The organism is Streptomyces mesophilus, assembly GCF_040300965.1.
Taxonomy (GTDB): domain Bacteria; phylum Actinomycetota; class Actinomycetes; order Streptomycetales; family Streptomycetaceae; genus Streptomyces; species Streptomyces mesophilus_A.
This window is the reverse complement of the sequence record NZ_JBEPEW010000056.1, coordinates 1-21,146: the sequence shown is the minus strand read 5'-3', so window position 1 is coordinate 21,146 and position 21,146 is coordinate 1. Positions and strand designations below refer to the sequence as shown.

Below are 21,146 nucleotides of genomic sequence, written 5' to 3'. Positions count from 1 at the left end.
GGAGCGGTCCGTCTGAGGTCCTCGCCTCAGGTCCCCGTCACCTCGTGCGCGCCACCAGATACCGGAACACATTCGCCATCCACACCGTCCCGTCCCTCCGCAGATGCGGATGCAGGGCCTCGGTCAGTTCCTTGCGTACCTGGCGTGCGTCCGTCGCTCCGACCGCCGCGTCGAACAGTCCGGTCGACAGCAGGCCGCGCACCGCGCTGTCCATGTCCGCGTAGCCGAACGGGCAGGCCACCCGCCCCGAGCCGTCGGGCTTGAGCCCGGCCCGCTGGGCCACGTCCTCCAGATCGTCCCGCTCCGAGGGCCGCCAACTGCCCGTGGAGCGCAGCGGATCCGCGAGCCGCGTCGCCACCCGAAGCACCGAGGACGTGGTGCACCGTTCGGGCGGTCCCCAGCCGGCGAGCACCACGGGCGTCCCGCGCTCGGCGAGCGGCGCCGCCCGTTCGAGGAGGGGTGCGAGCCCCTCCGAGTCCCCGGCCATGCAGCCGATCGGCTGGAACGCGGTGATCATGTTGTACGGGGGACGACCGACGTCCACCGCGGCCTCGGCCCCGCCTTCCATGAGCCGGGCGTCGGCGGTGTGGTCGTCCCACAGCCCGTCGGGCAGCAGCCGTTCGCGTGCCAGGGCGAGCCGCTCGGGGCAGAGATGTTCGACGCCGGTCACCGAGGCGCCGCGCGTGGCGGCCATCAGGAGTGCGAGCCCGGAGCCGCAGCCGAGCCCCAGGAGGCGGGTACCGGCGCCCACTTCGAGCCGTTCGTGGACCGCGTCGTAGAGCGGTACGAGCATCCGCTCCTGAATCTCCGCCCAGTCACGCGCGCGTAGATGGGCATCCGTCGCCCGGGGGGTGCTGGTACCCGGGTGGGTCAGGAGCCGTTGCGCGAGCGTAGGTGTCATGAAGAGCGCCCCAATCGCCGAGAGAGCCGAGAGTGTCGACGGTGACTTGGTGTGCCGGTGTGCCGATGTGTTGGTGTTGTTCCGGACTGCCCGCCCCCGTGCGGTGCGCCCGCACTCCCCCCGTATGCCAGACAACTCCCCATCCGCGCCCGCGTCCAGAGGGCGAATGCAAAGCTTGGGTGCGCCCCCGTCGAGCCCCGTACGGGGAAATGAACTCCCTTCCGGCGCGGCCCCGGACGTACCATGCGCGCCATGGCAAAGGCACCCGTTCTCACGCCCCAGGCGGACGACTTCCCGCGCTGGTACCAGGACCTGATCAACAAGGCCGAGCTGGCCGACAACGGCCCGGTGCGCGGCACCATGGTCATCCGACCGTACGGCTACGGCCTGTGGGAGCGGATGCAGCAGGAGATGGACGCCCGCATCAAGGCGGCCGGCGCGCAGAACGCCTACTTCCCGCTCTTCATCCCGCAGTCGTATCTGACGAAGGAAGCCGAGCACGTCGAGGGCTTCGCGCCCGAGCTCGCGGTCGTCACGCACGGCGGGGGCAAGGAGCTCGAGGAGCCGGTGGTGGTCCGTCCCACCTCCGAGACGATCATCAACGCCTCCTTCGCGAAGTGGGTGCAGAGCTACCGGGACCTGCCCCTGCTCATCAACCAGTGGGCCAACGTGGTGCGCTGGGAGATGCGGCCCCGGGTCTTCCTGCGCACGACGGAGTTCCTGTGGCAGGAGGGCCACACCGCGCACGCCACGTACGAGGAGGCGCGTGACTATGCGGCGCACATCCACGAGAAGGTGTACGCCGACTTCATGGTGAACGTCCTCGGGATCGACGTCGTCCTCGGCCGCAAGACCCCCAAGGAGCGCTTCGCCGGAGCCGTCAACACCCTCACCCTGGAGGGGATGATGGGCGACGGCAAGGCACTCCAGATGGGCACGAGCCATGAGCTCGGCACCAACTTCGCCAAGGCCTTCGGCACCCAGTACCTCTCCAAGGACGGCAAGCAGGAGCTCGTCTGGCAGACGTCCTGGGGGTCCTCGACGCGCATGGTCGGTGGCCTGATCATGTCGCACGGCGACGACAGCGGGCTGCGCGTGCCGCCCCGCCTTGCGCCGGTTCAGGCCGTTGTCCTCGCGATCAAGGGCGATGACGCGGTTCTGGCCAAGGTCCATGAGCTCGGCGACCGCCTGAAGGCCGCGGGAATCCGCGTCCAGGTCGACGACCGTACGGACACCCCCTTCGGGCGGCGCGCGGTCGACTGGGAACTCAAGGGCGTTCCGGTACGGATCGAGGTCGGACCGCGCGATCTGGAGAACGGTACGGCGATGCTGGCCCGCCGCATCCCGGGCGGAAAGGAGCCGGTCGCGCTCGACGCGCTGGCCGGCCTGCTGCCCGGGATCCTGGAGGAAGACCAGGCCCAGCTCCTGCGTCAGTCGCGGGAACGCCGTGAATCCCGTACCTCGGAGGTCTCGACGATCACGGAGGCGGCCGAGGTCGCCGCGGCCGGCGGCTGGGCCCGCATCCCGTGGGCGACGCTCGGCGAGGAGGGCGAGGCGAAGCTCGCGGAGAACGCGGTGACCGTACGGTGTCTGGTCGCCGAGGACGGCTCGGTCCCGCAGTCCGACGACGCACCGGGCACGGTCGCGATCGTGGCCCGCGCCTACTGATGCGGAGGCTCCGCCTCTAAAGAGGCGGAAAAGCCTCTTGCGTACCCCGTGACAACTGCCGCCCCGGCGCGTGTACTTGCTCTACGCGCCGGGGCGTACACGCCGCTACGTACCCACTTAGTACGAGGTATGCGGCTAATCCGCAGATCAGCGCACCCGCCCTCGTCCCGCCGTATGAGCGGCAACTGACTGGTACGGGCAAATTATTTGGGATGCCCCGGAATAGGAACACCGAGGCACCTTGGCTCGTTATCACGACGTGAGCACGACACCACCTGTTCTCGCCGCAGAGCTGGCGCAGGCGTGGGCCGAGATTCAACGGTTCCACCCCGAGCTGCCCGATCTTGCCGCGCCCGAATCCCTGATCGGGGAGTCCTCGTCCGCCTGTGGCGCCGAGCTCTCCTTCGAGCGTCTGCTGCACGAGGCCGTGCACGGCATCGCCGCGGCCCGCGGCATCCGTGACACCTCGCGCGCGGGGCGCTACCACAATCGCCGCTTCCTCTCGATCGCCGAGGAGATGGGGCTCGACCACCCGGCCGAGCCGCATGCGAGCAGCGGTTTCTCGCTGGTCACGCTGAATCCGGAGGCCAGAAAGCGCTACCGGCCGACGATCGAGCGGCTGCAGCGCGCCCTCAAGGCGCACACGGCGGCGACCTCGGCGGACACGGCCCGCTCCTTCCGCGGTCCGGCCGCACGGCACGGTTCGTCGGGCGGTGGTGTCCGGGTCAAGGCGGTCTGCGACTGCGGCCGCAATGTCCGCGTCGTGCCCTCGGTCCTGGCCCAGGCCCCGATCGTCTGCGGCGGCTGCGGCAAGCCGTTCCGTATCCCGGAGGCGGTGGTGGCGGCGGGCTGAGCCGCGCCCGCCGTGGTCAAGGGGCTCCGCCCGGGACGGGGCCCCGTCCACGTATGGCACAATGGCTAGCTGTACTCGACAGCCGCACAGGAACCCTCTCGCCTCCGGCTGACGCGTCCATCGGGCACCCGAGTACCGCAACCCCACGTGGCATCTCATGTGCCCAACCACGTCATAGACCAGGAGACACCACTCCCGTGGCAGTCAAGATCAAGCTGAAGCGTCTCGGCAAGATTCGCCAGCCCCACTACCGCATCGTCGTCGCCGACTCCCGTACCCGCCGTGACGGCCGGGCCATCGAGGAGATCGGTCTGTACCACCCGACGTACAACCCCTCGCGCATCGAGGTCGACTCGGAGCGTGCCCAGTACTGGCTGTCCGTCGGCGCCCAGCCGACCGAGCCGGTCATGGCCATCCTGAAGCTCACCGGCGACTGGCAGAAGCACAAGGGCCTGCCGGCCCCGGCTCCGCTGCTGCAGCCGGAGACGAAGGAAGACAAGCGCGCCTCCTTCGACGCGTTCGCGAAGAGCATCGAGGGTGACGACGCCAAGGGCGAGGCCATCACGCCGAAGGCGAAGAAGGCCGACAAGAAGGCGGACGAGGCCGAGGCCTCCTCCACCGAGTCGACCGAGGCCTGAGCATGCTCGAGGAGGCTCTCGAGCACCTCGTGAAGGGCATCGTCGACAACCCCGACGACGTGCAGGTTGCTTCCAAGAACCTGCGCCGCGGTCGTGTGCTCGAGGTCCGGGTCCACCCCGACGACCTCGGCAAGGTGATCGGCCGTAACGGCCGCACCGCGCGCGCCCTGCGGACTGTCGTGGGTGCCATCGGCGGCCGCGGTGTCCGCGTCGACCTCGTCGACGTGGACCAGGTTCGCTGAACCACAGCAGTACCGGCACGGGCCGGGGAGGGCTTCGGCCCGCCCCGGCCCGTAGTCGTACGTCAGGACGTATGCGGGCGTCCTGACGCAAGATGTGCGTACGCCGTGAAGTGCGTCGTGAAGCAACAGGAGACACAGTGCAGCTCGTAGTCGGACGGATCGGCCGCGCCCACGGCATCAAGGGCGAGGTCACCGTAGAGGTGCGCACGGACGAGCCGGAGCTCAGGCTCGGCCCCGGCGCCGTACTGACCACCGACCCGGCCGCCACGGGACCGCTGACCATCGCGGCGGGCCGTGTGCACAGCGGCCGGCTCCTGCTGCGCTTCGAGGGTGTGAGCGACCGCACCGGCGCCGAGGCGCTGCGCAACACCCTGCTCATCGCGGACGTCGACCCCGAGGAACTGCCCGAGGCCGAGGACGAGTACTACGACCACCAGCTCATGGACCTGGACGTGGTGCTCGCCGACGGCACCGAGGTCGGCCGGATCACCGAGATCTCGCACCTCGCCTCGCAGGACCTGTTCATCGTGGAGCGCGAGGACGGCAGCGAGGTCATGATCCCGTTCGTCGGGGAGATCGTGACCGAGATCGACCTCGACAAGCAGCGGGCCGTGATCGACCCGCCGCCCGGACTGATCGACGACCGCGCCGAGATCGCCTCTTCCCGCGAGGACGGCGACTCCCGCGAGGCCGACGAGGACTCCCGCGAGGACGGCGACGCCTGATGCGGCTCGACGTCGTCACGATCTTCCCCGAGTACCTCGAACCCCTGAACGTGTCGCTCGTCGGCAAGGCCCGCGCCCGCGGACAGCTCGATGTGCACGTCCGTGACCTTCGGGAATGGACGTACGACCGGCACAACACGGTCGACGACACCCCCTACGGCGGCGGCCCCGGCATGGTCATGAAGACCGAGCCCTGGGGCGACTGCCTCGACGAGCTGCTCGCCGACGGCTACGAGGCGGGCGTCGGCACCCCCGCGCTCGTCGTGCCCACGCCCAGCGGCCGGCCCTTCACCCAGGAGCTCGCCGTCGAGCTCTCCGAGCGGCCCTGGCTGGTCTTCACACCGGCCCGCTACGAGGGCATCGACCGGCGCGTGATGGACGAGTACGCGACGCGTATGCCCGTATACGAGGTGTCGATCGGCGATTACGTCCTGGCCGGCGGAGAAGCCGCGGTCCTGGTGATCACGGAGGCTGTGGCGCGGCTCCTGCCCGGTGTCCTCGGCAACGCCGAATCCCACCGCGACGACTCCTTCGCGCCCGGCGCCATGGCCAATCTGCTCGAAGGCCCCGTGTACACCAAGCCGCCCGAGTGGCGTGGACACGGCATCCCGGACGTGCTGCTCAGCGGCCACCACGGCAAGATCGCCCGCTGGCGCAGGGACGAGGCGCTGCGGCGTACGACCGCCAACAGGCCTGATCTGATTGAGCGTTGCGACGCCGCCGTCTTCGACAAGAAGGACCGGGAGATGCTCTCGATCCTCGGCTGGGAGCCGGAGCCCGGCGGCCGGTTTTGGCGTAAACGCGAGGCCATGGAAGAATAGGTCGCTGCTGTACGTCCAGCGTGCGCCCCTGCCACAGGGGGACATGACGCCCGTCCGGCGAAGCAGCTCCGAAACTCATCTCTACCTTGCCCGTCGATGACCTGTGGCATCGGCGAAGAAAGCAGACACCATGTCGAACCTGCTCGACTCCGTGAACGCCGCTTCCCTGCGCAGCGACGTCCCGGACTTCCGCCCCGGCGACACCGTCAACGTCCACGTGCGCGTGATCGAGGGCAACCGCTCCCGTATCCAGCAGTTCAAGGGCATCGTCATCCGCCGCCAGGGCTCGGGCATCAGCGAGACCTTCACGGTCCGCAAGGTCTCCTTCTCCGTCGGCGTGGAGCGCACCTTCCCGGTGCACTCGCCGATCTTCGAGAAGATCGAGCTCGTCACCCGCGGTGACGTCCGTCGCGCCAAGCTCTACTACCTGCGTGAGCTGCGCGGCAAGGCTGCCAAGATCAAGGAGAAGCGCGACAACTGATCGCGCGCGGGCCTTTCGGGCTCGCACGGTACGGGCCCCCGGGCTCGTACGGATCCTCGGATCCAGCGTTCAGAGGCGGCCGGATAGGCTCTGGCCCCGATGGACACCGAAGCACGAAGCACGGAGCGCGACCGCTCTTCCACACCCACAGGGGAACAGGAAGAGGGGTCGCGCTCCGCGCGTTTGCGCCCCGGGGAACTGCTGAGCTCGGGGCTGCGCCGCATCCTCGCCGGGCTCGTCGTGATCGTGGTGGTGCTGCTCCTGGTCAGCCACTTCGTGATGCAGCCGTTCCTGATCCCCAGCGGCTCCATGGAGCCCACGCTGCGCGACGGTGACCGCGTCCTGGTCAACAAACTCGCGTACCGTTTCGGGTCCGAGCCGCGCCGCGGGGACGTCGTCGTGTTCGACGGCAGCGGCTACTTCGGGAACTCCGACTACATCAAACGCGTAGGGGGAGTGGGCGGTGACCACATCGTCTGCTGTGACGAGAAGGGGAGGATCGAGGTGAACGGCGAGCCGGTCGACGAGAGCTATCTCCACCCGGGCGACGCCCCCTCGAGCGTTCCCTTCGACCTCGTGGTGCCCGAGGGCACCCTCTTCCTGCTCGGCGACCACCGCAGCGACTCCAGCGACTCTCGCGACCACCTCGGCTCGCCGGGCGGCGGCTTCCTGCCGGTCGAACAGGTCATCGGGCGTGCGGAGTGGGTCGGCTGGCCGGTCGGGCGGTGGGCCGACATCGCCGGGGCCGATGCGCTCGCGAGGGTTCCCGGAGGTTCGGAGACTGCGCTCGGCAGGGTTCCCGAAGGTTCGGGGAGCGCTTTGGGGGCCGGCGCAGCGAAGGCTCCCCATGGGTAGCCGCGGCCGCCCGCGCGCCCATCACCGGGCCGACACCCGGCTGCCCACCGGCACCCGGCCGACCAGCGGTCCGGTGCTGCCGGGGCGGGCCGAGCGGCGCAAGCTCGCGCGGAAGGTCAAGCGCCGGCGCAGGCGCTCCGCGGTCAAGGAGATACCCCTCCTCATAGGCGTGGCCGTCCTGATCGCGCTCGTGCTCAAGACCTTCCTGGTGCAGGCCTTCGTCATCCCCTCCGGCTCCATGGAGCAGACGATCAAGGTCGGGGACCGGGTGCTCGTCGACAAACTCACCCCGTGGTTCGGCTCGAAGCCCGAGCGCGGCGATGTCGTGGTGTTCAAGGACCCCGGCGGCTGGCTGACCCAGGAACAGATCGAGCCCAAGAACGATCCCGTGGTCGTCAAGCAGGTCAAACAGGGCCTGACCTTCATCGGCCTGCTGCCGTCCGACAACGAGCAGGACCTGATCAAACGGGTCGTCGGCGTCGGCGGGGACCGCGTCAAATGCTGCGGCAAGGACGGCCGCGTGACCGTCAACGGAGTGGCCGTCGACGAGCCGTATCTCAATCCCGGCGACAAGCCCTCGAACCAGACCTTCGACGTACGGGTCCCCGAGGGGCGGCTGTTCGTCCTCGGCGACCACCGGTCCGACTCCGCGGACTCGCGCTCCCATATCGACGAGGGCAAGGGCGGCACGATCTCCCAGGACGAGGTCGTGGGCCGGGCCGTGGTGATCGCCTGGCCGGTGGGCAACTGGCGGGGCCTCGAGGAGCGCAGCGCGTACGCTTCCGTGCCCGATGCGGACAGCACGCGTGGCGGGTCGACCGCGGCCACAGGGCTGTCGCATAGGGTGGCCCGGGACGATTTCAGCGCGGCGACTTTGCCGCCGACCCCTGCGGAACTCCCGCTCGTTATGGGAGTGGTAGGCCTTCGCCGTCTGTGGCGCGGGCAGCGGTACGGAACGAGGAGTGGATGTGGGGGATTTGGCCGTCGGCGCACGATCCGGACACGACGAACCCGAGGATGAACGCGAAGTGATCAGCGGCAGTGGTCCGGCCGGTGCAGATGACGCCCATGACCCCGAGTCCTCCGCGCGGGATGCGGATCAGCCCGGTGAAGCCGAAGGCGAGTCCGGTGACTCCGGTGCCAAGAAGCAGCGCTCCTTCTGGAAGGAGCTGCCGCTGCTCATCGGTATCGCGCTGCTGCTCGCGCTGCTGATCAAGACCTTCCTGGTGCAGGCGTTCTCGATCCCCTCGGACTCGATGCAGAACACGCTGCAGCAGGGCGACCGCGTCCTGGTCGACAAGCTCACGCCGTGGTTCGGCTCCGAGCCCGAGCGCGGCGAGGTCGTCGTCTTCCACGACCCGGGCAACTGGCTCGCGGGCGAGCCCACCCCCACGCCCAACGCCATCCAGAAGGCCCTCAGCTTCATCGGTCTGATGCCATCCGCCGAGGAGAAGGACCTGATCAAGCGGGTCGTCGGCGTCGGCGGCGACACCGTGGAGTGCAAGGGCACGGGCCCGCTCCTGGTCAACGGCCAGGCGCTCAACGAGCCGTTCGTCTTCCCGGGCAACACCGCGTGCTCCGACGACCCCGACGGCGGCCAGTTCAAGGTCAAGGTGCCCGAGGGCAAGCTCTGGGTGATGGGCGACCACCGGCAGAACTCGATGGACTCCCGCTACCACCAGGACGACCCGGGCGGCGGCTTCGTCCCGGTCGACAATGTCGTGGGCCGCGCCTTCGTGATCGCCTGGCCGCCCACCCGCTGGGCGACTCTGCCGGTGCCCGAAACCTTCGACCAGCCGGGTCTGGCCGCCGCGATGTCCGCAGCGCCGGGTGCGCTGGGTCTGGCCGGTGCGGTGCCGTTCGTGGTGTGGCGGCGGCGGAAGGCCCTGCGCGCGCAGGCCTGACTCCGAGTGAACGCAGGCCCGCGCCCGTGGGGGCGCGGGCCTGATCCTGTGGAGGCTTGCGGGCGGTTCCGGGCGAGGGTTTCTGGCGGCGGTACCGCCGGGTAGGGTGCCGTCCCAGATCACCGATCTTTCCGGCGTACGTGCAGGAGTGCGTACGTCCGGGATCGGATTCTCCGAGGTGGGGACGGGCCGGGATGAGCAGAGCACGCAGTACGGACCAGGGCGGGAGCCGACTGGGCAGCACCCTTTCGGGCATTGCCGTGGCACTCGGCTGTGTGCTGTTCCTCGGCGGGTTCGCCTGGGGCGCGCTCGTCTACCAGCCGTACACCGTGCCCACCAATTCCATGGCGCCGACCATCCAGGGCGGGCAGCGCGTGCTGGCCCAGCGGATCGACGGCGACGAGGTCAAGCGGGGCGACGTCGTGGTCTTCAAGGAGAAGGACTGGGGCGATCTGCCCATGGTCAAGCGGGTCGTGGCGGTCGGCGGGGACAAGATCGCCTGCTGTGACGCCAAGGGCCGGATGACCGTCAACGGCAAGCCGATTGAAGAACCGTATCTGCCGACCAGCGCGCGGGACGCGGGCACCAACTTCCCGCCGACGACCGTGCCGCAGGGCCGTATCTTCCTGCTCGGCGACGACCGCAGCATTTCCCTCGACTCCAGCGCCCACCTGGAGGACGCGGGCAACGGGACCGTGCCGCTGTCCGGGGTCGACGCCCGGGTCGAGGCGATCGCCTGGCCGATGGAGGGCATGCTGCCCGAGCCCAACGGCTTCAAGGATCTGCCCGGCGGGGTCTCCGAGCCCGGACCGCTGCGGTTGCTGATCACCGCGGTGATCGGTGGCGCGCTGCTCGTCCTGGGCGGTGCGGCGTACGGGCCGATCGCCAAGCTGACCGGCCGGCGCGGGAAGCGGCCGGCGGCGCGGAGGGAGCCGGCGGGTGTCCGGTGACCGCGCTCCCGGGCCGGAAGACGGTTCGGCGGGACTGAGGCGGGTCGCACGCGTCGTACTCCTGGATCCGCAGGACCGGATTCTGCTCCTGCACGGGCATGAGCCTGATCATCCGGAGGACGACTGGTGGTTCACGCCGGGCGGCGGGCTCGAGGGCGAGGAGACCCGCGAGGAGGCCGCGCTGCGGGAGCTGGCGGAGGAGACCGGGATCACGGACGTCGAGCTCGGTCCCGTGCTGTGGAAGCGGGTCTGCTCCTTCCCGTTCGCCGGACAGCGCTGGGACCAGGACGAGTGGTACTTCCTGGCGCGTACGACGCACGAAGCCGCCGCCGACGTCCTGGCCGCGACCGCTCCGCCCGGTCTGACCGAGCTGGAGCGGCGAAGCGTTGCGGGATTGCGGTGGTGGACGTGCGGGGAACTCCTCGCCGCGCATGAGACGGTGTACCCGACCAAGCTCGCCGGGCTGCTGAGCGCACTGCTCGACGAGGGTCCCCCCGGCGCTCCCGTGGTCCTCGATACGGAAATCGTCTAGAGGCGGGCGGGGCTGGCGCACAATAGGGGGACGCACGGCTGAAGGGGAACATGCCATGAGCGCCGAGGACCTCGAGAAGTACGAGACCGAGATGGAGCTGAAGCTCTACCGGGAGTACCGCGATGTCGTCGGTCTGTTCAAATATGTGATCGAGACCGAACGGCGCTTCTACCTCACCAACGACTACGAGATGCAGGTGCACTCGGTTCAGGGTGAGGTTTTCTTCGAGGTGTCCATGGCGGATGCCTGGGTGTGGGACATGTACCGGCCGGCTCGCTTCGTGAAGCAGGTGCGGGTACTCACATTCAAGGATGTGAACATCGAGGAGCTCAACAAGAGCGATCTCGAGCTGCCGGGCGGCTGAGGCCTCTCGCGCGGGTACTGAGGTCCCTCGCACGGGTGAGTGAGTTTTCCACAACCCGTCGGTAATCCACAAAGATCAACAACTCTCGCGGGACTGCGTCACCTTCGACTTCGGAGATTCGACTTCGGAGGTGACGCCCCATGAGCGCACGCAGCGCACTGGGCAAGTACGGAGAGAACCTGGCGGCACGTCGGCTGACCGACGCCGGGCTGAACATTCTGGCGCGCAACTGGCGCGCGGGCCGCGGCGGCGAGGTCGACATCGTCGCGATGGACCGTGACGCGCTGGTCATCTGCGAGGTCAAGACCCGAAGAGCCGGGCCACCGGGTGCGCATGGACCCTTTCAACACCCCATGGACGCGATCACGCCCGCGAAGGCGCAGCGCCTGCGCACCCTCGCCGAGAACTGGGTGCGGCGCCATGGCGGACCTCCACCCGGCGGGGTGCGGATCGATCTGGTGGGCGTGATGCTGCCGCCGCGTGGTGCTCCGGTGGTCGAACATGTGCGGGGGGTGGCCTGATGGCCTTTGCCCGTACGTGTGCGGTGACCCTGGTCGGCGTCGAGGGCGTCGTCGTGGAGGTGCAGGCCGATCTGGAGCCCGGGGTGGCGGCGTTCACGCTGGTGGGGCTGCCCGACAAGAGCCTCACCGAGAGCCGCGACCGGGTGCGCTCGGCGGTGGTCAACTCCGGGGCCGACTGGCCGCAGAAGAAGCTCACGGTGGGGCTCAGCCCTGCCGCGGTGCCCAAGTCGGGCAGCGGATTCGATCTCGCGGTGGCGTGTGCGGTGCTCGGGGCGGCCGAGCGGATCGATCCTCATGAGCTCGCCGATGTGGTGATGATCGGCGAGCTGGGGCTCGACGGCCGGGTCAGACCGGTGCCCGGTGTGCTGCCCGCCGTGCTCGCGGCCGCCGACGCGGGCTTCAAGAAGGTGGTGGTGCCCGAGGTGACGGCGGCGGAGGCCAAGCTGGTGCCGGGGATCTCGGTGCTCGGCGTACGGACGCTGCGGCAGGTCGTCGCCGTGCTCAACGATGAGCCGGTGCCCCATGAGGAGCAGGACGAGGAAGGGCGTCCGGATGCCTCGCTCGCCGGGCTGCATGTGCCGGGCGCGGGGATCGGCACCGGACTCTCGGGGGTCGGCGAGCACGAGCGGCCGCTGGATCTGGCCGATGTGGTCGGCCAGTTGTCGGCGCGTACGGCGATCGAAGTGGCGGCGGCAGGCGGGCACCATCTGTTCCTTTCCGGGCCTCCAGGCGCGGGCAAGACCATGCTGGCCGAACGGCTGCCCGCGATCATGCCGCCGCTGACCCGGGCGGATGCCCTGGAGGTGACGGCGGTCCACTCGGTGGCCGGGATGCTGCCGCCGGGGCGACCGTTGGTCGACATGCCGCCGTACTGCGCGCCGCACCACTCGGCGACCATGCAGTCCTTGATCGGAGGCGGGAACGGGCTGCCCAGGCCGGGGGCCGTCTCCCTGGCGCATCGAGGGGTCCTCTTCATGGACGAGGCGCCCGAGTTCAGCCCGAAGGCGCTGGATTCGCTGAGGCAGCCGCTCGAGTCCGGGCATGTGATCGTGGCCCGGGCGGCGGGGGTGGTGCGGCTGCCGGCGCGGTTCCAGATGGTCCTTGCCGCAAACCCCTGTCCATGTGGGCAGTTCACCGTTGTGGGGGATCTGTGCGAGTGCCTGCCCGCGATGGTGCGGCGCTATCAGGCCCGGCTGTCCGGACCGTTGCTCGACCGGGTCGACATCAAGGTCGAGGTGGACCGCGTCACGCGCAGAGAGCTTGCCGGACAGCTCGCCGGCGGGGAGCCGACGTCGACGGTCGCGGACCGGGTGCGGGCGGCGCGTGAGCGCACGCTGGCCAGGCTCGACGGGACACCCTGGCGCACCAATGCCGAGGTGCCCGGGCATGAGCTGCGTACGCGGTGGCGAGCCGTGCCAGGGGCGATGGAGGGCGCCGAGCGGGATCTCGAACATGGACTGCTGACGGCCCGCGGACTCGACCGGGTGCTGCGGGTGGCCTGGACGATCGCCGACCTGGCGGGGCACGCACGCCCCGACGCGGCGGATGTCGACCTCGCGCTGCAGCTGCGCACCGGGATCTCGCGTGGGGTGCCGATGGTGATCGGGGCGGGCGTATGACGGGGGAAGGGGTGCTGCCTGTCTTTGGGGGGCGGGGTGTTGAGGGGGAACCGGGTCGCCGGGAGGACGGGGCGCGTGAGGGGGAGAGGTTGGCTCGTGTCGCCCTGGCTCGGATCTTCGAACCGGGGGACGAGAGCGGTGGGCGGTGGCTGCGGGCTCACGGCGCCAGGGGGACCGTCGAGCGGATCAGGTCCGGGGACGAGACGCTCGGCGGGGTGAAACCGGCCCGGCTCGCAGGGCTCAGGGAACGGCTGCTCGCCACGCGGCCCGAGGGGGACCTTGAAGCGGCGACGGCCGCCGGGGCGCGGTTCGTGGTGCCCGGGGATGCCGAATGGCCGCTGCAGCTCGATGACTTGGGGGATTCGCGGCCGATCGGACTCTGGGTCAAGGGGCAGTCATCGCTGCGGATATGGGCGCTGCGGTCGGTCGCCGTCGTGGGGTCACGGGCCTGTACGCCCTACGGTGCGCACATGGCCCAGACGTTGGGGGCGGGGCTTGCCGAGCGCGGGTGGGTCGTGGTGTCGGGCGGTGCGTTCGGGATCGACGGGGCCGCGCATCGCGGTGCGCTGTGCGAGGGCGGGGCCACGGTGGCCGTGCTCGCCTGCGGGGTGGACCATGTGTATCCGGCAGGCCACAAGCAACTCTTCGCCCGGATTGCCGAACAAGGCCTCCTGCTCAGCGAGTTGCCACCCGGTGCACACCCCACGCGCTACCGGTTCATCCAGCGCAACCGCGTCATCGCCGCGCTGACCAGGGGGACCGTCGTCGTCGAGGCCGCGCTGCGCAGCGGGGCCCTGGTGACCGTGCGACGTGCGCAGCGGCTCGGCCGGCACGTCATGGGCGTCCCCGGTCCGGCGACCAGCGGGCTCTCCGCCGGGGTGCACCAACTGCTGCGCGGCGAGGGCATGCTGGTAGCGGACGCCGCCGACATCGTCGAGCTGGTCGGCGAGATGGGGGAGCTGGCTCCCGAACGACGCGGTCCGGTCGTGGCGCGCGATCTGCTCGCACCGCTCGCGACCAAGGTTCTCGAGGCCTTGCCCGCGCGCGGCACCGCCGTGGCCAAGGACATCGCGCGCAGCGCGCAGACCGGTGTGGACGCGGCGGTCGGCACGCTGTACGAGCTGCAGTCCCTGGGGTTCGTCGAACGACACGGCGAGGGCTGGCAGTTGACACGCCAGGCGGTCAACCCGGTCTGTGCCGGACGAAAGGAGGGCTGACGCGAAAGGTTGAGCCGTCCGGTGGATCGGCCGTGACCTAGGCGGATCCTGGGATTCGGGCCTTTCGGGCGATCACGGACGGCACCGTGAACGTCAGCGGGCGACGCGTATTCGAGCCCATACGAGCAAGGGTGATCCCCCGCCCTTCGCACACTGCGACACTCCAGTCACGCTACGCTCACAAGACTTCCGACTTCGACAAGGCCAACTCGGCTTCACTTCACGGCTCCACAGAACGGCAACAAGGCGACGAATGCCTCAGCACACCTCCGGGTCTGACCGCGCGGCAGTTCCCCCCGCCGCCCGCGGCAGCGTGCGGCCACCCGCACCCGCGTCGCTCGACGAGCTGTGGCGGTCGTACAAGACAACGGGCGACGGAAGGCTGCGCGAGCAGTTGATCCTGCACTACTCGCCCTTGGTGAAGTACGTCGCGGGCCGGGTGAGTGTCGGGCTGCCGCCCAATGTGGAGCAGGCGGACTTCGTGTCCTCCGGGGTGTTCGGGCTGATCGACGCGATCGAGAAGTTCGACATCGAGCGCGAGATCAAGTTCGAGACGTATGCGATCACGCGGATCCGGGGCGCGATGATCGATGAACTCCGGGCGCTGGACTGGATTCCGCGCTCGGTGCGGCAGAAGGCGCGCAATGTCGAGCGCGCCTACGCCACGCTGGAGGCGCAGCTGCGGCGCACGCCGTCGGAGACCGAGGTGGCGGCCGAGATGGGCATCGCCGTCGAGGAACTGCACGCGGTCTTCAGCCAGTTGTCGCTCGCGAACGTGGTGGCGCTCGAGGAGCTGCTGCACGTGGGCGGCGAAGGCGACCGCCTCAGCCTGATGGACACGCTCGAGGACACCGCGGCCGACAATCCGGTCGAGGTCGCCGAGGACCGTGAGCTGCGGCGGCTGCTCGCGCGGTCGATCAACACGCTGCCCGAGCGGGAGAAGACCGTCGTCACGCTCTACTACTACGAGGGTCTGACGCTCGCGGAGATCGGCAATGTGCTGGGTGTCACGGAGAGCCGGGTCAGCCAGATCCATACGAAGTCGGTGCTGCAGCTGCGCGCGAAGCTGGCGAGCTTCGGTCGCTGAATCGGTACTGCCGGGCCGAACCTTGCTGTGCCTTGTTGTGTCGGGCCGGGTTGTGCGGACCGTGCTGGGCCGAGCCTTGCCGTGTGCCGTGCTGTAGCGGGGCCAGGTTGTGCGGACCGTGCTGTGCTGGGGTGAGCCCTGCTGTGCCGTGTTGTGCAGGAGCCCGGTTGTGCGGGCTGTGCCGGGCCGGTCCGCGTCGGTGCTCACGGATGCGGTGGGGGCGTGCAGGGGACGTGTGTGCTCCCCAGGCAGTGGCGTTGCTCCGTAGAGTGGAGACCGTGCCAAGGATTCGAGCGGCCTCTGTGGCCGAGCACCGGTCGATGCAGCGTGGCGCTCTTCTCGACGCCGCGCGCTCATTGCTGTCCGAGGGCGGTACGGAGGCACTGACCTTCCCCGCGCTCGCCGAGCGGACTGGCCTGGCCAGGTCCTCGGTCTACGAGTACTTCCGTTCGCGCGCCGCGGTCGTCGAGGAGCTGTGCGAGGTCGACTTCCCGGTGTGGGCTGCCGAGGTCGAGTCGGCGATGGAGGCGGCCCCGACGCCCGAGGGCAAGGTCGAGGCGTATGTGCGCTCTCAGCTCGCGCTGGTGGGGGACCAGCGGCACCGTGCCGTGGTCGCCATCTCGTCCAGCGAGCTCGACGCCGGGGCCCGGGAGAAGATCCGCGCTGCGCACGGTGGGCTCGTGGCGATGATCGTCGAGGCGCTGGGCGCGCTCGGGCATGAGCAGCCGCGGATGGCGGCGATGCTGTTGCAGGGTGTGGTGGACGCGGCGGTGCGGCGGATCGAGCTGGGTGCGGCGGAGGATCCGTCGGCCATTACGGATGCCGCTGTGGGGATGGCTCTGCGGGGCGTTTGCGGCTGAGGTGCCGGGGCGCCTGCGGGGCCGGGTTTGCCGGCCGGGCCGCAGTCGCCGGTGCGCCAGCCCGGCCATGAGCGCGAGGATCGCGGCCTGTACGGCATCCACCGGGCCCGCCCTCGTTGCAGACCCACGTGATCCGGCCACCGGTTCGGCCGGGAGTTCCGGTACGCCGAAGACCGGGAGCAGACGGGACGGGCCGCGCCTCAGCATCCACGGGGGCAGCAGGCCGAGCGGGTCGAGATAGGTCTCCCCGCGGAGCAGGCCCCAGTGCAGACAGGCGCCAGGGCAGTGGAACGGGCCGTTCTCCAGGACGGCGACCACCTCGCCCGCGCTCACCTCGTCGCCCTCGTCCACGACCGCGCGTACCGGCTCATACGTCGTCCGCAGCGCAGGGCCGCCCGAGCCGGTCAGCTCGATGGACAGCACGCCCCGGCCCGCGACCCGGCCCGAGAAGGACACCGTGCCGCCCGCCGCCGCCCGCACAGCAGTGCCGGGTACGGCCGCGAGGTCCACGCCCCGGTGACCGGCTCCGTACACCGACGCGGGCGGATCCCAGCCACGTACGACCGGGGGCCGGTCGCCGACGGGCCAGGCGCGGTCGCCGTCCGGCACCGGGGCGGAGGCGGGGAGGTCCACGGCAGCCCGAGCCGTCGTCGCAGGTCCGAGCAGAATGCCCGCGACGGCTGCGAGCAGCACGGTCACGACGCTCGCCCGCGGCCTCCACAGTCCTCCGGCCGCCCTCCGGATCAGGTTCTCGTTCATGCCCGGCACGGTCCCAGAACCCCCGGAATCAAGCGGATCTTGGCCGTGAACTGTGGATAACCGGCCGCTTGTGGACAGCGGCGTCACCCGGTGCCTTCCGGGTCCCGTACACTTCATGTGGCGATCCGGGTCACCGGGTCGACTTCGCACGCCCCGACTCCAGCGCTTTCGCAGCCGTCGGAGTCAGCGCCCCATCGGTCCCGTACCTCATCGGTATGCGGCAGGGGTGCGCGAGGGCGTCAGGCACATAACCGAGAAAACACAAGGAGTACGGCCATGGCCGTCGTCACGATGCGGGAGCTGCTGGAAAGCGGCGTCCACTTCGGTCACCAGACCCGCCGTTGGAACCCGAAGATGAAGCGCTTCATCTTCACGGAGCGCAACGGCATCTACATCATCGACCTTCTCCAGTCGCTGTCGTACATCGACCGCGCCTACGAGTTCGTCAAGGAGACCGTCGCCCACGGCGGCACGGTCATGTTCGTCGGCACGAAGAAGCAGGCGCAGGAGGCCATCGCCGAGCAGGCCACCCGCGTCGGCATGCCGTACGTCAACCAGCGCTGGCTGGGCGGCATGCTCACCAACTTCTCGACCGTCTACAAGCGTCTGCAGCGCCTCAAGGAGCTCGAGCAGATCGACTTCGACGACGTCGCCGCGTCCGGTCTCACCAAGAAGGAGCTTCTCGTGCTCTCGCGCGAGAAGGCCAAGCTGGAGAAGACCCTCGGTGGTATCCGCGAGATGTCCAAGGTGCCCAGCGCCGTCTGGATCGTGGACACCAAGAAGGAGCACATCGCTGTCGGCGAGGCCCGGAAGCTCAACATCCCGGTCGTCGCGATCCTCGACACGAACTGTGACCCCGACGAGGTCGACTACAAGATCCCGGGCAACGACGACGCGATCCGCTCCGTCACCCTGCTCACCCGCGTGATCGCCGACGCCGTCGCCGAGGGCCTCATCGCCCGCTCCGGTGCCGGCAAGGGCGCCGAGGGTGACAAGGCCGCGGGCGAGCCGCTCGCCGCGTGGGAGCGCGACCTCCTCGAGGGCGAGAAGAAGGCCGACGAGGCTCCGGCCGCCGCCGAGGCCGAGGCCGAGAAGCCGGCCGAGGCTGCTGCTGAGGCCCCCGTCGCCGAGGCCCCCGCTGCCGAGGCGCCCGCCGCCGAGGCCGAGCAGGCCTGACGCCGCACGGTTCCAGGTTCGGTAAGTGACGGCGGGGGCCTCAGGGCCCCCGCCGTTCACCCGTAGACCTTCGTCCAAAGACTTCGAGAAAGATTCACTGAATCATGGCGAACTACACCGCCGCCGACGTCAAGAAGCTCCGTGAGCTCACCGGCGCCGGCATGATGGACTGCAAGAAGGCGCTCGACGAGGCCGAGGGCAACGTCGACAAGGCCGTCGAGGCGCTCCGTATCAAGGGCCAGAAGGGCGTCGCCAAGCGCGAGGGCCGCTCTGCCGAGAACGGTGCCGTCGTCTCCGTCATCGCCGACGACAACACCTCCGGTGTCATCGTCGAGCTGAAGTGCGAGACGGACTTCGTCGCCAAGGGCGAGAAGTTCCAGGCCGTCGCCAACCAGATCGCCGAGCACGTCGCGAAGACCTCCCCGGCCGACCTCGAGGCGCTGCTCGCGTCCGAGATCGAGGCCGGCAAGACCGTGCAGGCCTTCGTCGACGAGGCGAACGCCAACCTCGGCGAGAAGATCGTCCTGGACCGCTTCGCGCAGTTCAACGACGGTTTCGTCTTCGCGTACATGCACCGCACGATGCCCGACCTGCCGCCGCAGATCGGTGTCCTCGTCGAGCTCGACAAGGCCGACGCCGCGACCGCCAAGGGCATCGCGCAGCACATCGCCGCCTTCGCGCCGAAGTACCTCACCCGTGAGGACGTTCCGGCCGAGGTCGTCGAGTCCGAGCGCCGCGTCGCCGAGGAGACCACCCGCGCCGAGGGCAAGCCGGAGGCCGCGCTCCCGAAGATCGTCGAGGGTCGCGTCAACGGCTTCTTCAAGGAGGCCACCCTCCTGGGGCAGCCTTACGCGCTCGACAACAAGAAGTCCGTCGAGAAGGTCCTGGCCGAGGCCGGTGTCACCCTGAAGCGCTTCTCGCGCATCAAGGTCGGCATCTGAGTCCGTACCGCGACCGACGGTAGACCCCGATAGGGTCGACGCCAGTCGCCCGCCCACGCCTCGTGCGGGCGTGCGGACGACTGTAGATCTGACGAGGAGGCCATTGCCGCGCAGGGATTCAACACCCCCCGGCAATGGCCTTCTTGTATGTGCACCATGGAATGTGCACCACGGCACCACTAGGGAGAAATTCCATGCCCCATGCCGATGACGGCAAGAAGTCCGGCCGCTTTCTGCTGAAGCTCTCCGGTGAGGCGTTCGCCGGCGGCGGCGGCCTCGGCGTCGACCCCGACGTGGTGCACGCCATCGCCCGCGAGATCGCCGCGGTCGTCCGCGACGGCTTCGAGATCGCGGTCGTCATCGGCGGCGGCAACTTCTTCCGCGGCGCCGAACTGCAGCAGCGCGGCATGGACCGGGCCCGCTCCGACTACATGGGCATGCTCGGCACCGTCATGAACTGCCTTGCCCTGCAGGACTTCCTGGAGAAGGAAGGCATCGACTCCCGCGTCCAGACCGCCATCACCATGGGCCAGGTCGCGGAGCCGTACATTCCGCTGCGCGCCGTCCGTCACCTGGAGAAGGGCCGTGTGGTCATCTTCGGTGCCGGTATGGGCATGCCGTACTTCTCCACCGACACCACCGCCGCACAGCGCGCCCTCGAGATCGACGCCGAGGCCATGCTGATGGGCAAGAACGGTGTCGACGGGGTCTATGACTCCGACCCCAACAAGAACCCCGACGCGGTCAAGTTCGACGCTCTCGAGTACGGCGAGGTCATCACGCGTGACCTCAAGGTCGCCGACATGACCGCGATCACCCTGTGCCGGGACAACAAGCTGCCGATTCTCGTCTTCGAGCTTCTTACGGCGGGCAATATCGCTCGCGCGGTCAAGGGTGAGAAGATCGGCACGCTCGTGAGCGACCAGGGCACTCGGAGCTGACCCCCAGGGTTCCGGGCCGGTCCCCGCGTACGTAGCGGGGATGGACAAAGCCCTGCCGGTCGGACACCGTGCAGGAAAGAGACGGACTTAGCCGGCCGCCCCGTGCATGCCGGGCCACTCAAGACACGCAGGAGCAAGTGGTGATCGAAGAGACCCTCCTCGAGGCCGAGGAGAAGATGGAGAAGGCCGTCCTGGTCGCCAAGGACGACTTCGCCGCGATCCGCACCGGGCGTGCGCACCCGGCGATGTTCAACAAGATCGTGGCCGACTACTACGGCGCCCTCACGCCCATCAACCAGCTGGCGTCGTTCTCGGTGCCGGAGCCGCGGATGGCCGTGGTGACCCCGTTCGACAAGAGCGCGCTGCGCAACATCGAGCAGGCGATCCGCGACTCGGACCTGGGCGTCAACCCGAGCAACGACGGCAATATCATCCGGGTGGTCTTCCCCGAGCTCACCGAGGAACGCCGCCGCGAGTACATCAAGGTCGCCAAGAGCAAGGCCGAGGACTCGAAGGTCTCGATCCGCGCCGTGCGCCGCAAGGCCATGGACGCGATCCACAAGGCCGTCAAGGACGGCGACGTCGGTGAGGACGAGGGCCGTCGCGCCGAGAAGGAGCTCGACGACACCACCTCCAAGTACGTCGCACAGGTGGACGAGCTGCTCAAGCACAAGGAAGCCGAGCTGCTCGAGGTCTGATGAACGACTCTTCCTGGGGGGCTCCGCCGCAGGCCGGCTATTGGGGACCGCCCGAGATGGGCCCTGTCCAGGGGCGCCCGGAGGCGGGTCCTGCCTACGATGAGCCGGAAGTCCAGCAGACCCGGCCCATGCCTGTCGTACCGGATGTCACTGATGTGCAGACGGCTGCCGGCGCGGACCAGGACCAGTACGGAACGGGGGCCACTCGGCTGAGCGGCCCCCTGTTCCGCGACGAGATGCCACAGGAGCCCATGCCCAGCGCCGCCCCCTCGCCCTCGGGTGAGCCTTCCGAGCCGCCGCGGCATGCGGCGCCGCAGGCCGGGGACCAGGGCGCGCAGCAGGCCTGGGACCAGGGCGGGCCTCAGGCCGTGGCCCCTACGGCGCCGGCCGCGC

General features: G+C 69.5%; 23 protein-coding genes and 2 pseudogenes. 23 read left to right on the top strand and 2 right to left on the bottom strand.

Going from position 1 to position 21,146, the window contains the following annotated elements:
* Window positions 1–37 precede the first annotated feature (37 nt).
* Window positions 38–901: an SAM-dependent methyltransferase gene (locus ABT367_RS20625; RefSeq protein WP_352254523.1), complete on the bottom strand. Its 864-nt coding sequence runs from the start codon at window positions 899–901 to the stop codon at window positions 38–40.
* 252 nt (window positions 902–1,153) lie between these two features.
* Between ABT367_RS20625 and proS the strand changes: the two genes are divergently transcribed.
* From proS to ABT367_RS20535, 18 genes are all read left to right on the top strand, one after another.
* A complete protein-coding gene (gene proS / locus ABT367_RS20620) occupies window positions 1,154–2,569 on the top strand; it encodes a proline--tRNA ligase (protein WP_352254522.1) in 1,416 nt (471 codons plus the stop codon).
* Between the two features lie 259 nt (window positions 2,570–2,828).
* The gene (locus tag ABT367_RS20615; RefSeq protein WP_352254521.1) at window positions 2,829–3,422 is read left to right on the top strand and encodes a hypothetical protein; all 594 of its coding nucleotides are present in this window, start codon (window positions 2,829–2,831) and stop codon (window positions 3,420–3,422) included.
* Between the two features lie 197 nt (window positions 3,423–3,619).
* Window positions 3,620–4,060: a 30S ribosomal protein S16 gene (gene rpsP, locus ABT367_RS20610; RefSeq protein WP_199547450.1), complete on the top strand. Its 441-nt coding sequence runs from the start codon at window positions 3,620–3,622 to the stop codon at window positions 4,058–4,060.
* A 2-nt stretch (window positions 4,061–4,062) separates the two neighbouring features.
* Window positions 4,063–4,302 (top strand): RNA-binding protein, encoded by a 240-nt coding sequence (locus ABT367_RS20605; protein WP_165332918.1) that lies wholly within the window; start codon window positions 4,063–4,065, stop codon window positions 4,300–4,302.
* Between the two features lie 137 nt (window positions 4,303–4,439).
* Complete coding sequence (gene rimM, locus ABT367_RS20600) at window positions 4,440–5,027, top strand: ribosome maturation factor RimM (RefSeq protein ID WP_352254520.1); 588 nt, start codon at window positions 4,440–4,442, stop codon at window positions 5,025–5,027.
* Window positions 5,027–5,848 carry a tRNA (guanosine(37)-N1)-methyltransferase TrmD gene (trmD, locus tag ABT367_RS20595; protein ID WP_352254519.1) on the top strand — a complete coding sequence of 274 codons (822 nt, stop codon included), beginning with the start codon at window positions 5,027–5,029 and terminating at the stop codon, window positions 5,846–5,848. The genes rimM and trmD overlap by 1 nt, the downstream gene beginning before the upstream one ends.
* A 130-nt stretch (window positions 5,849–5,978) precedes the next feature.
* Window positions 5,979–6,329 (top strand): 50S ribosomal protein L19, encoded by a 351-nt coding sequence (gene rplS / locus ABT367_RS20590; RefSeq protein WP_165332921.1) that lies wholly within the window; start codon window positions 5,979–5,981, stop codon window positions 6,327–6,329.
* A gap of 99 nt (window positions 6,330–6,428) precedes the next feature.
* Window positions 6,429–7,184 (top strand): signal peptidase I, encoded by a 756-nt coding sequence (lepB, locus tag ABT367_RS20585; RefSeq protein WP_352254518.1) that lies wholly within the window; start codon window positions 6,429–6,431, stop codon window positions 7,182–7,184.
* Window positions 7,177–8,205, top strand: coding sequence for a signal peptidase I (lepB, locus tag ABT367_RS20580; RefSeq protein ID WP_352254517.1), 1,029 nt, complete (start codon window positions 7,177–7,179; stop codon window positions 8,203–8,205). Before lepB (ABT367_RS20585) ends, lepB (ABT367_RS20580) begins: the two co-directional genes overlap by 8 nt.
* A complete protein-coding gene (gene lepB / locus ABT367_RS20575) occupies window positions 8,153–9,088 on the top strand; it encodes a signal peptidase I (protein WP_352254516.1) in 936 nt (311 codons plus the stop codon). Before lepB (ABT367_RS20580) ends, lepB (ABT367_RS20575) begins: the two co-directional genes overlap by 53 nt.
* Before the next feature lie 194 nt (window positions 9,089–9,282).
* Window positions 9,283–10,038, top strand: coding sequence for a signal peptidase I (lepB, locus tag ABT367_RS20570; RefSeq protein ID WP_352254515.1), 756 nt, complete (start codon window positions 9,283–9,285; stop codon window positions 10,036–10,038).
* Entirely contained in the window at window positions 10,028–10,570 is a 543-nt protein-coding gene (locus tag ABT367_RS20565; RefSeq protein ID WP_352254514.1) for an NUDIX hydrolase, read from the top strand. The genes lepB (ABT367_RS20570) and ABT367_RS20565 overlap by 11 nt, the downstream gene beginning before the upstream one ends.
* 55 nt (window positions 10,571–10,625) lie before the next feature.
* Window positions 10,626–10,934, top strand: coding sequence for a DUF2469 domain-containing protein (locus tag ABT367_RS20560; RefSeq protein WP_003965949.1), 309 nt, complete (start codon window positions 10,626–10,628; stop codon window positions 10,932–10,934).
* 140 nt (window positions 10,935–11,074) lie between these two features.
* Window positions 11,075–11,455, top strand: a complete 381-nt coding sequence (locus tag ABT367_RS20555; protein WP_352254513.1) for a YraN family protein — start codon at window positions 11,075–11,077, stop codon at window positions 11,453–11,455.
* Entirely contained in the window at window positions 11,455–13,074 is a 1,620-nt protein-coding gene (locus tag ABT367_RS20550; RefSeq protein WP_352254512.1) for a YifB family Mg chelatase-like AAA ATPase, read from the top strand. The genes ABT367_RS20555 and ABT367_RS20550 overlap by 1 nt, the downstream gene beginning before the upstream one ends.
* Window positions 13,071–14,291, top strand: a complete 1,221-nt coding sequence (dprA, locus tag ABT367_RS20545; protein ID WP_352254511.1) for a DNA-processing protein DprA — start codon at window positions 13,071–13,073, stop codon at window positions 14,289–14,291. The genes ABT367_RS20550 and dprA overlap by 4 nt, the downstream gene beginning before the upstream one ends.
* 253 nt (window positions 14,292–14,544) lie before the next feature.
* Window positions 14,545–15,378 (top strand): RNA polymerase sigma factor WhiG, encoded by an 834-nt coding sequence (gene whiG / locus ABT367_RS20540; protein ID WP_352254510.1) that lies wholly within the window; start codon window positions 14,545–14,547, stop codon window positions 15,376–15,378.
* Between the two features lie 302 nt (window positions 15,379–15,680).
* Window positions 15,681–16,238, top strand: a complete 558-nt coding sequence (locus ABT367_RS20535; RefSeq protein WP_352254540.1) for a TetR/AcrR family transcriptional regulator — start codon at window positions 15,681–15,683, stop codon at window positions 16,236–16,238.
* A 288-nt stretch (window positions 16,239–16,526) separates the two neighbouring features.
* Here the strand turns inward: ABT367_RS20535 and ABT367_RS20530 are convergent.
* Window positions 16,527–16,997 (bottom strand): annotated as a pseudogene (locus tag ABT367_RS20530) (peptidoglycan DD-metalloendopeptidase family protein); the annotation flags it as partial.
* 276 nt (window positions 16,998–17,273) lie between these two features.
* On the opposite strand from ABT367_RS20530, the gene rpsB reads away from it, so the two are divergent.
* The 5 genes and pseudogenes from rpsB to ABT367_RS20505 all read left to right on the top strand — a co-directional run.
* Entirely contained in the window at window positions 17,274–18,173 is a 900-nt protein-coding gene (rpsB, locus tag ABT367_RS20525; RefSeq protein WP_352254509.1) for a 30S ribosomal protein S2, read from the top strand.
* A gap of 104 nt (window positions 18,174–18,277) precedes the next feature.
* The gene (tsf, locus tag ABT367_RS20520) at window positions 18,278–19,114 is read left to right on the top strand and encodes a translation elongation factor Ts (RefSeq protein ID WP_352254508.1); all 837 of its coding nucleotides are present in this window, start codon (window positions 18,278–18,280) and stop codon (window positions 19,112–19,114) included.
* Window positions 19,115–19,308: 194 nt separating this feature from the next.
* Complete coding sequence (gene pyrH, locus ABT367_RS20515; RefSeq protein ID WP_052579761.1) at window positions 19,309–20,055, top strand: UMP kinase; 747 nt, start codon at window positions 19,309–19,311, stop codon at window positions 20,053–20,055.
* A 140-nt stretch (window positions 20,056–20,195) separates the two neighbouring features.
* Window positions 20,196–20,753, top strand: coding sequence for a ribosome recycling factor (frr, locus tag ABT367_RS20510; protein WP_352254507.1), 558 nt, complete (start codon window positions 20,196–20,198; stop codon window positions 20,751–20,753).
* Between the two features lie 128 nt (window positions 20,754–20,881).
* Window positions 20,882–21,146, top strand: a pseudogene (locus ABT367_RS20505) (hypothetical protein); the annotation flags it as partial.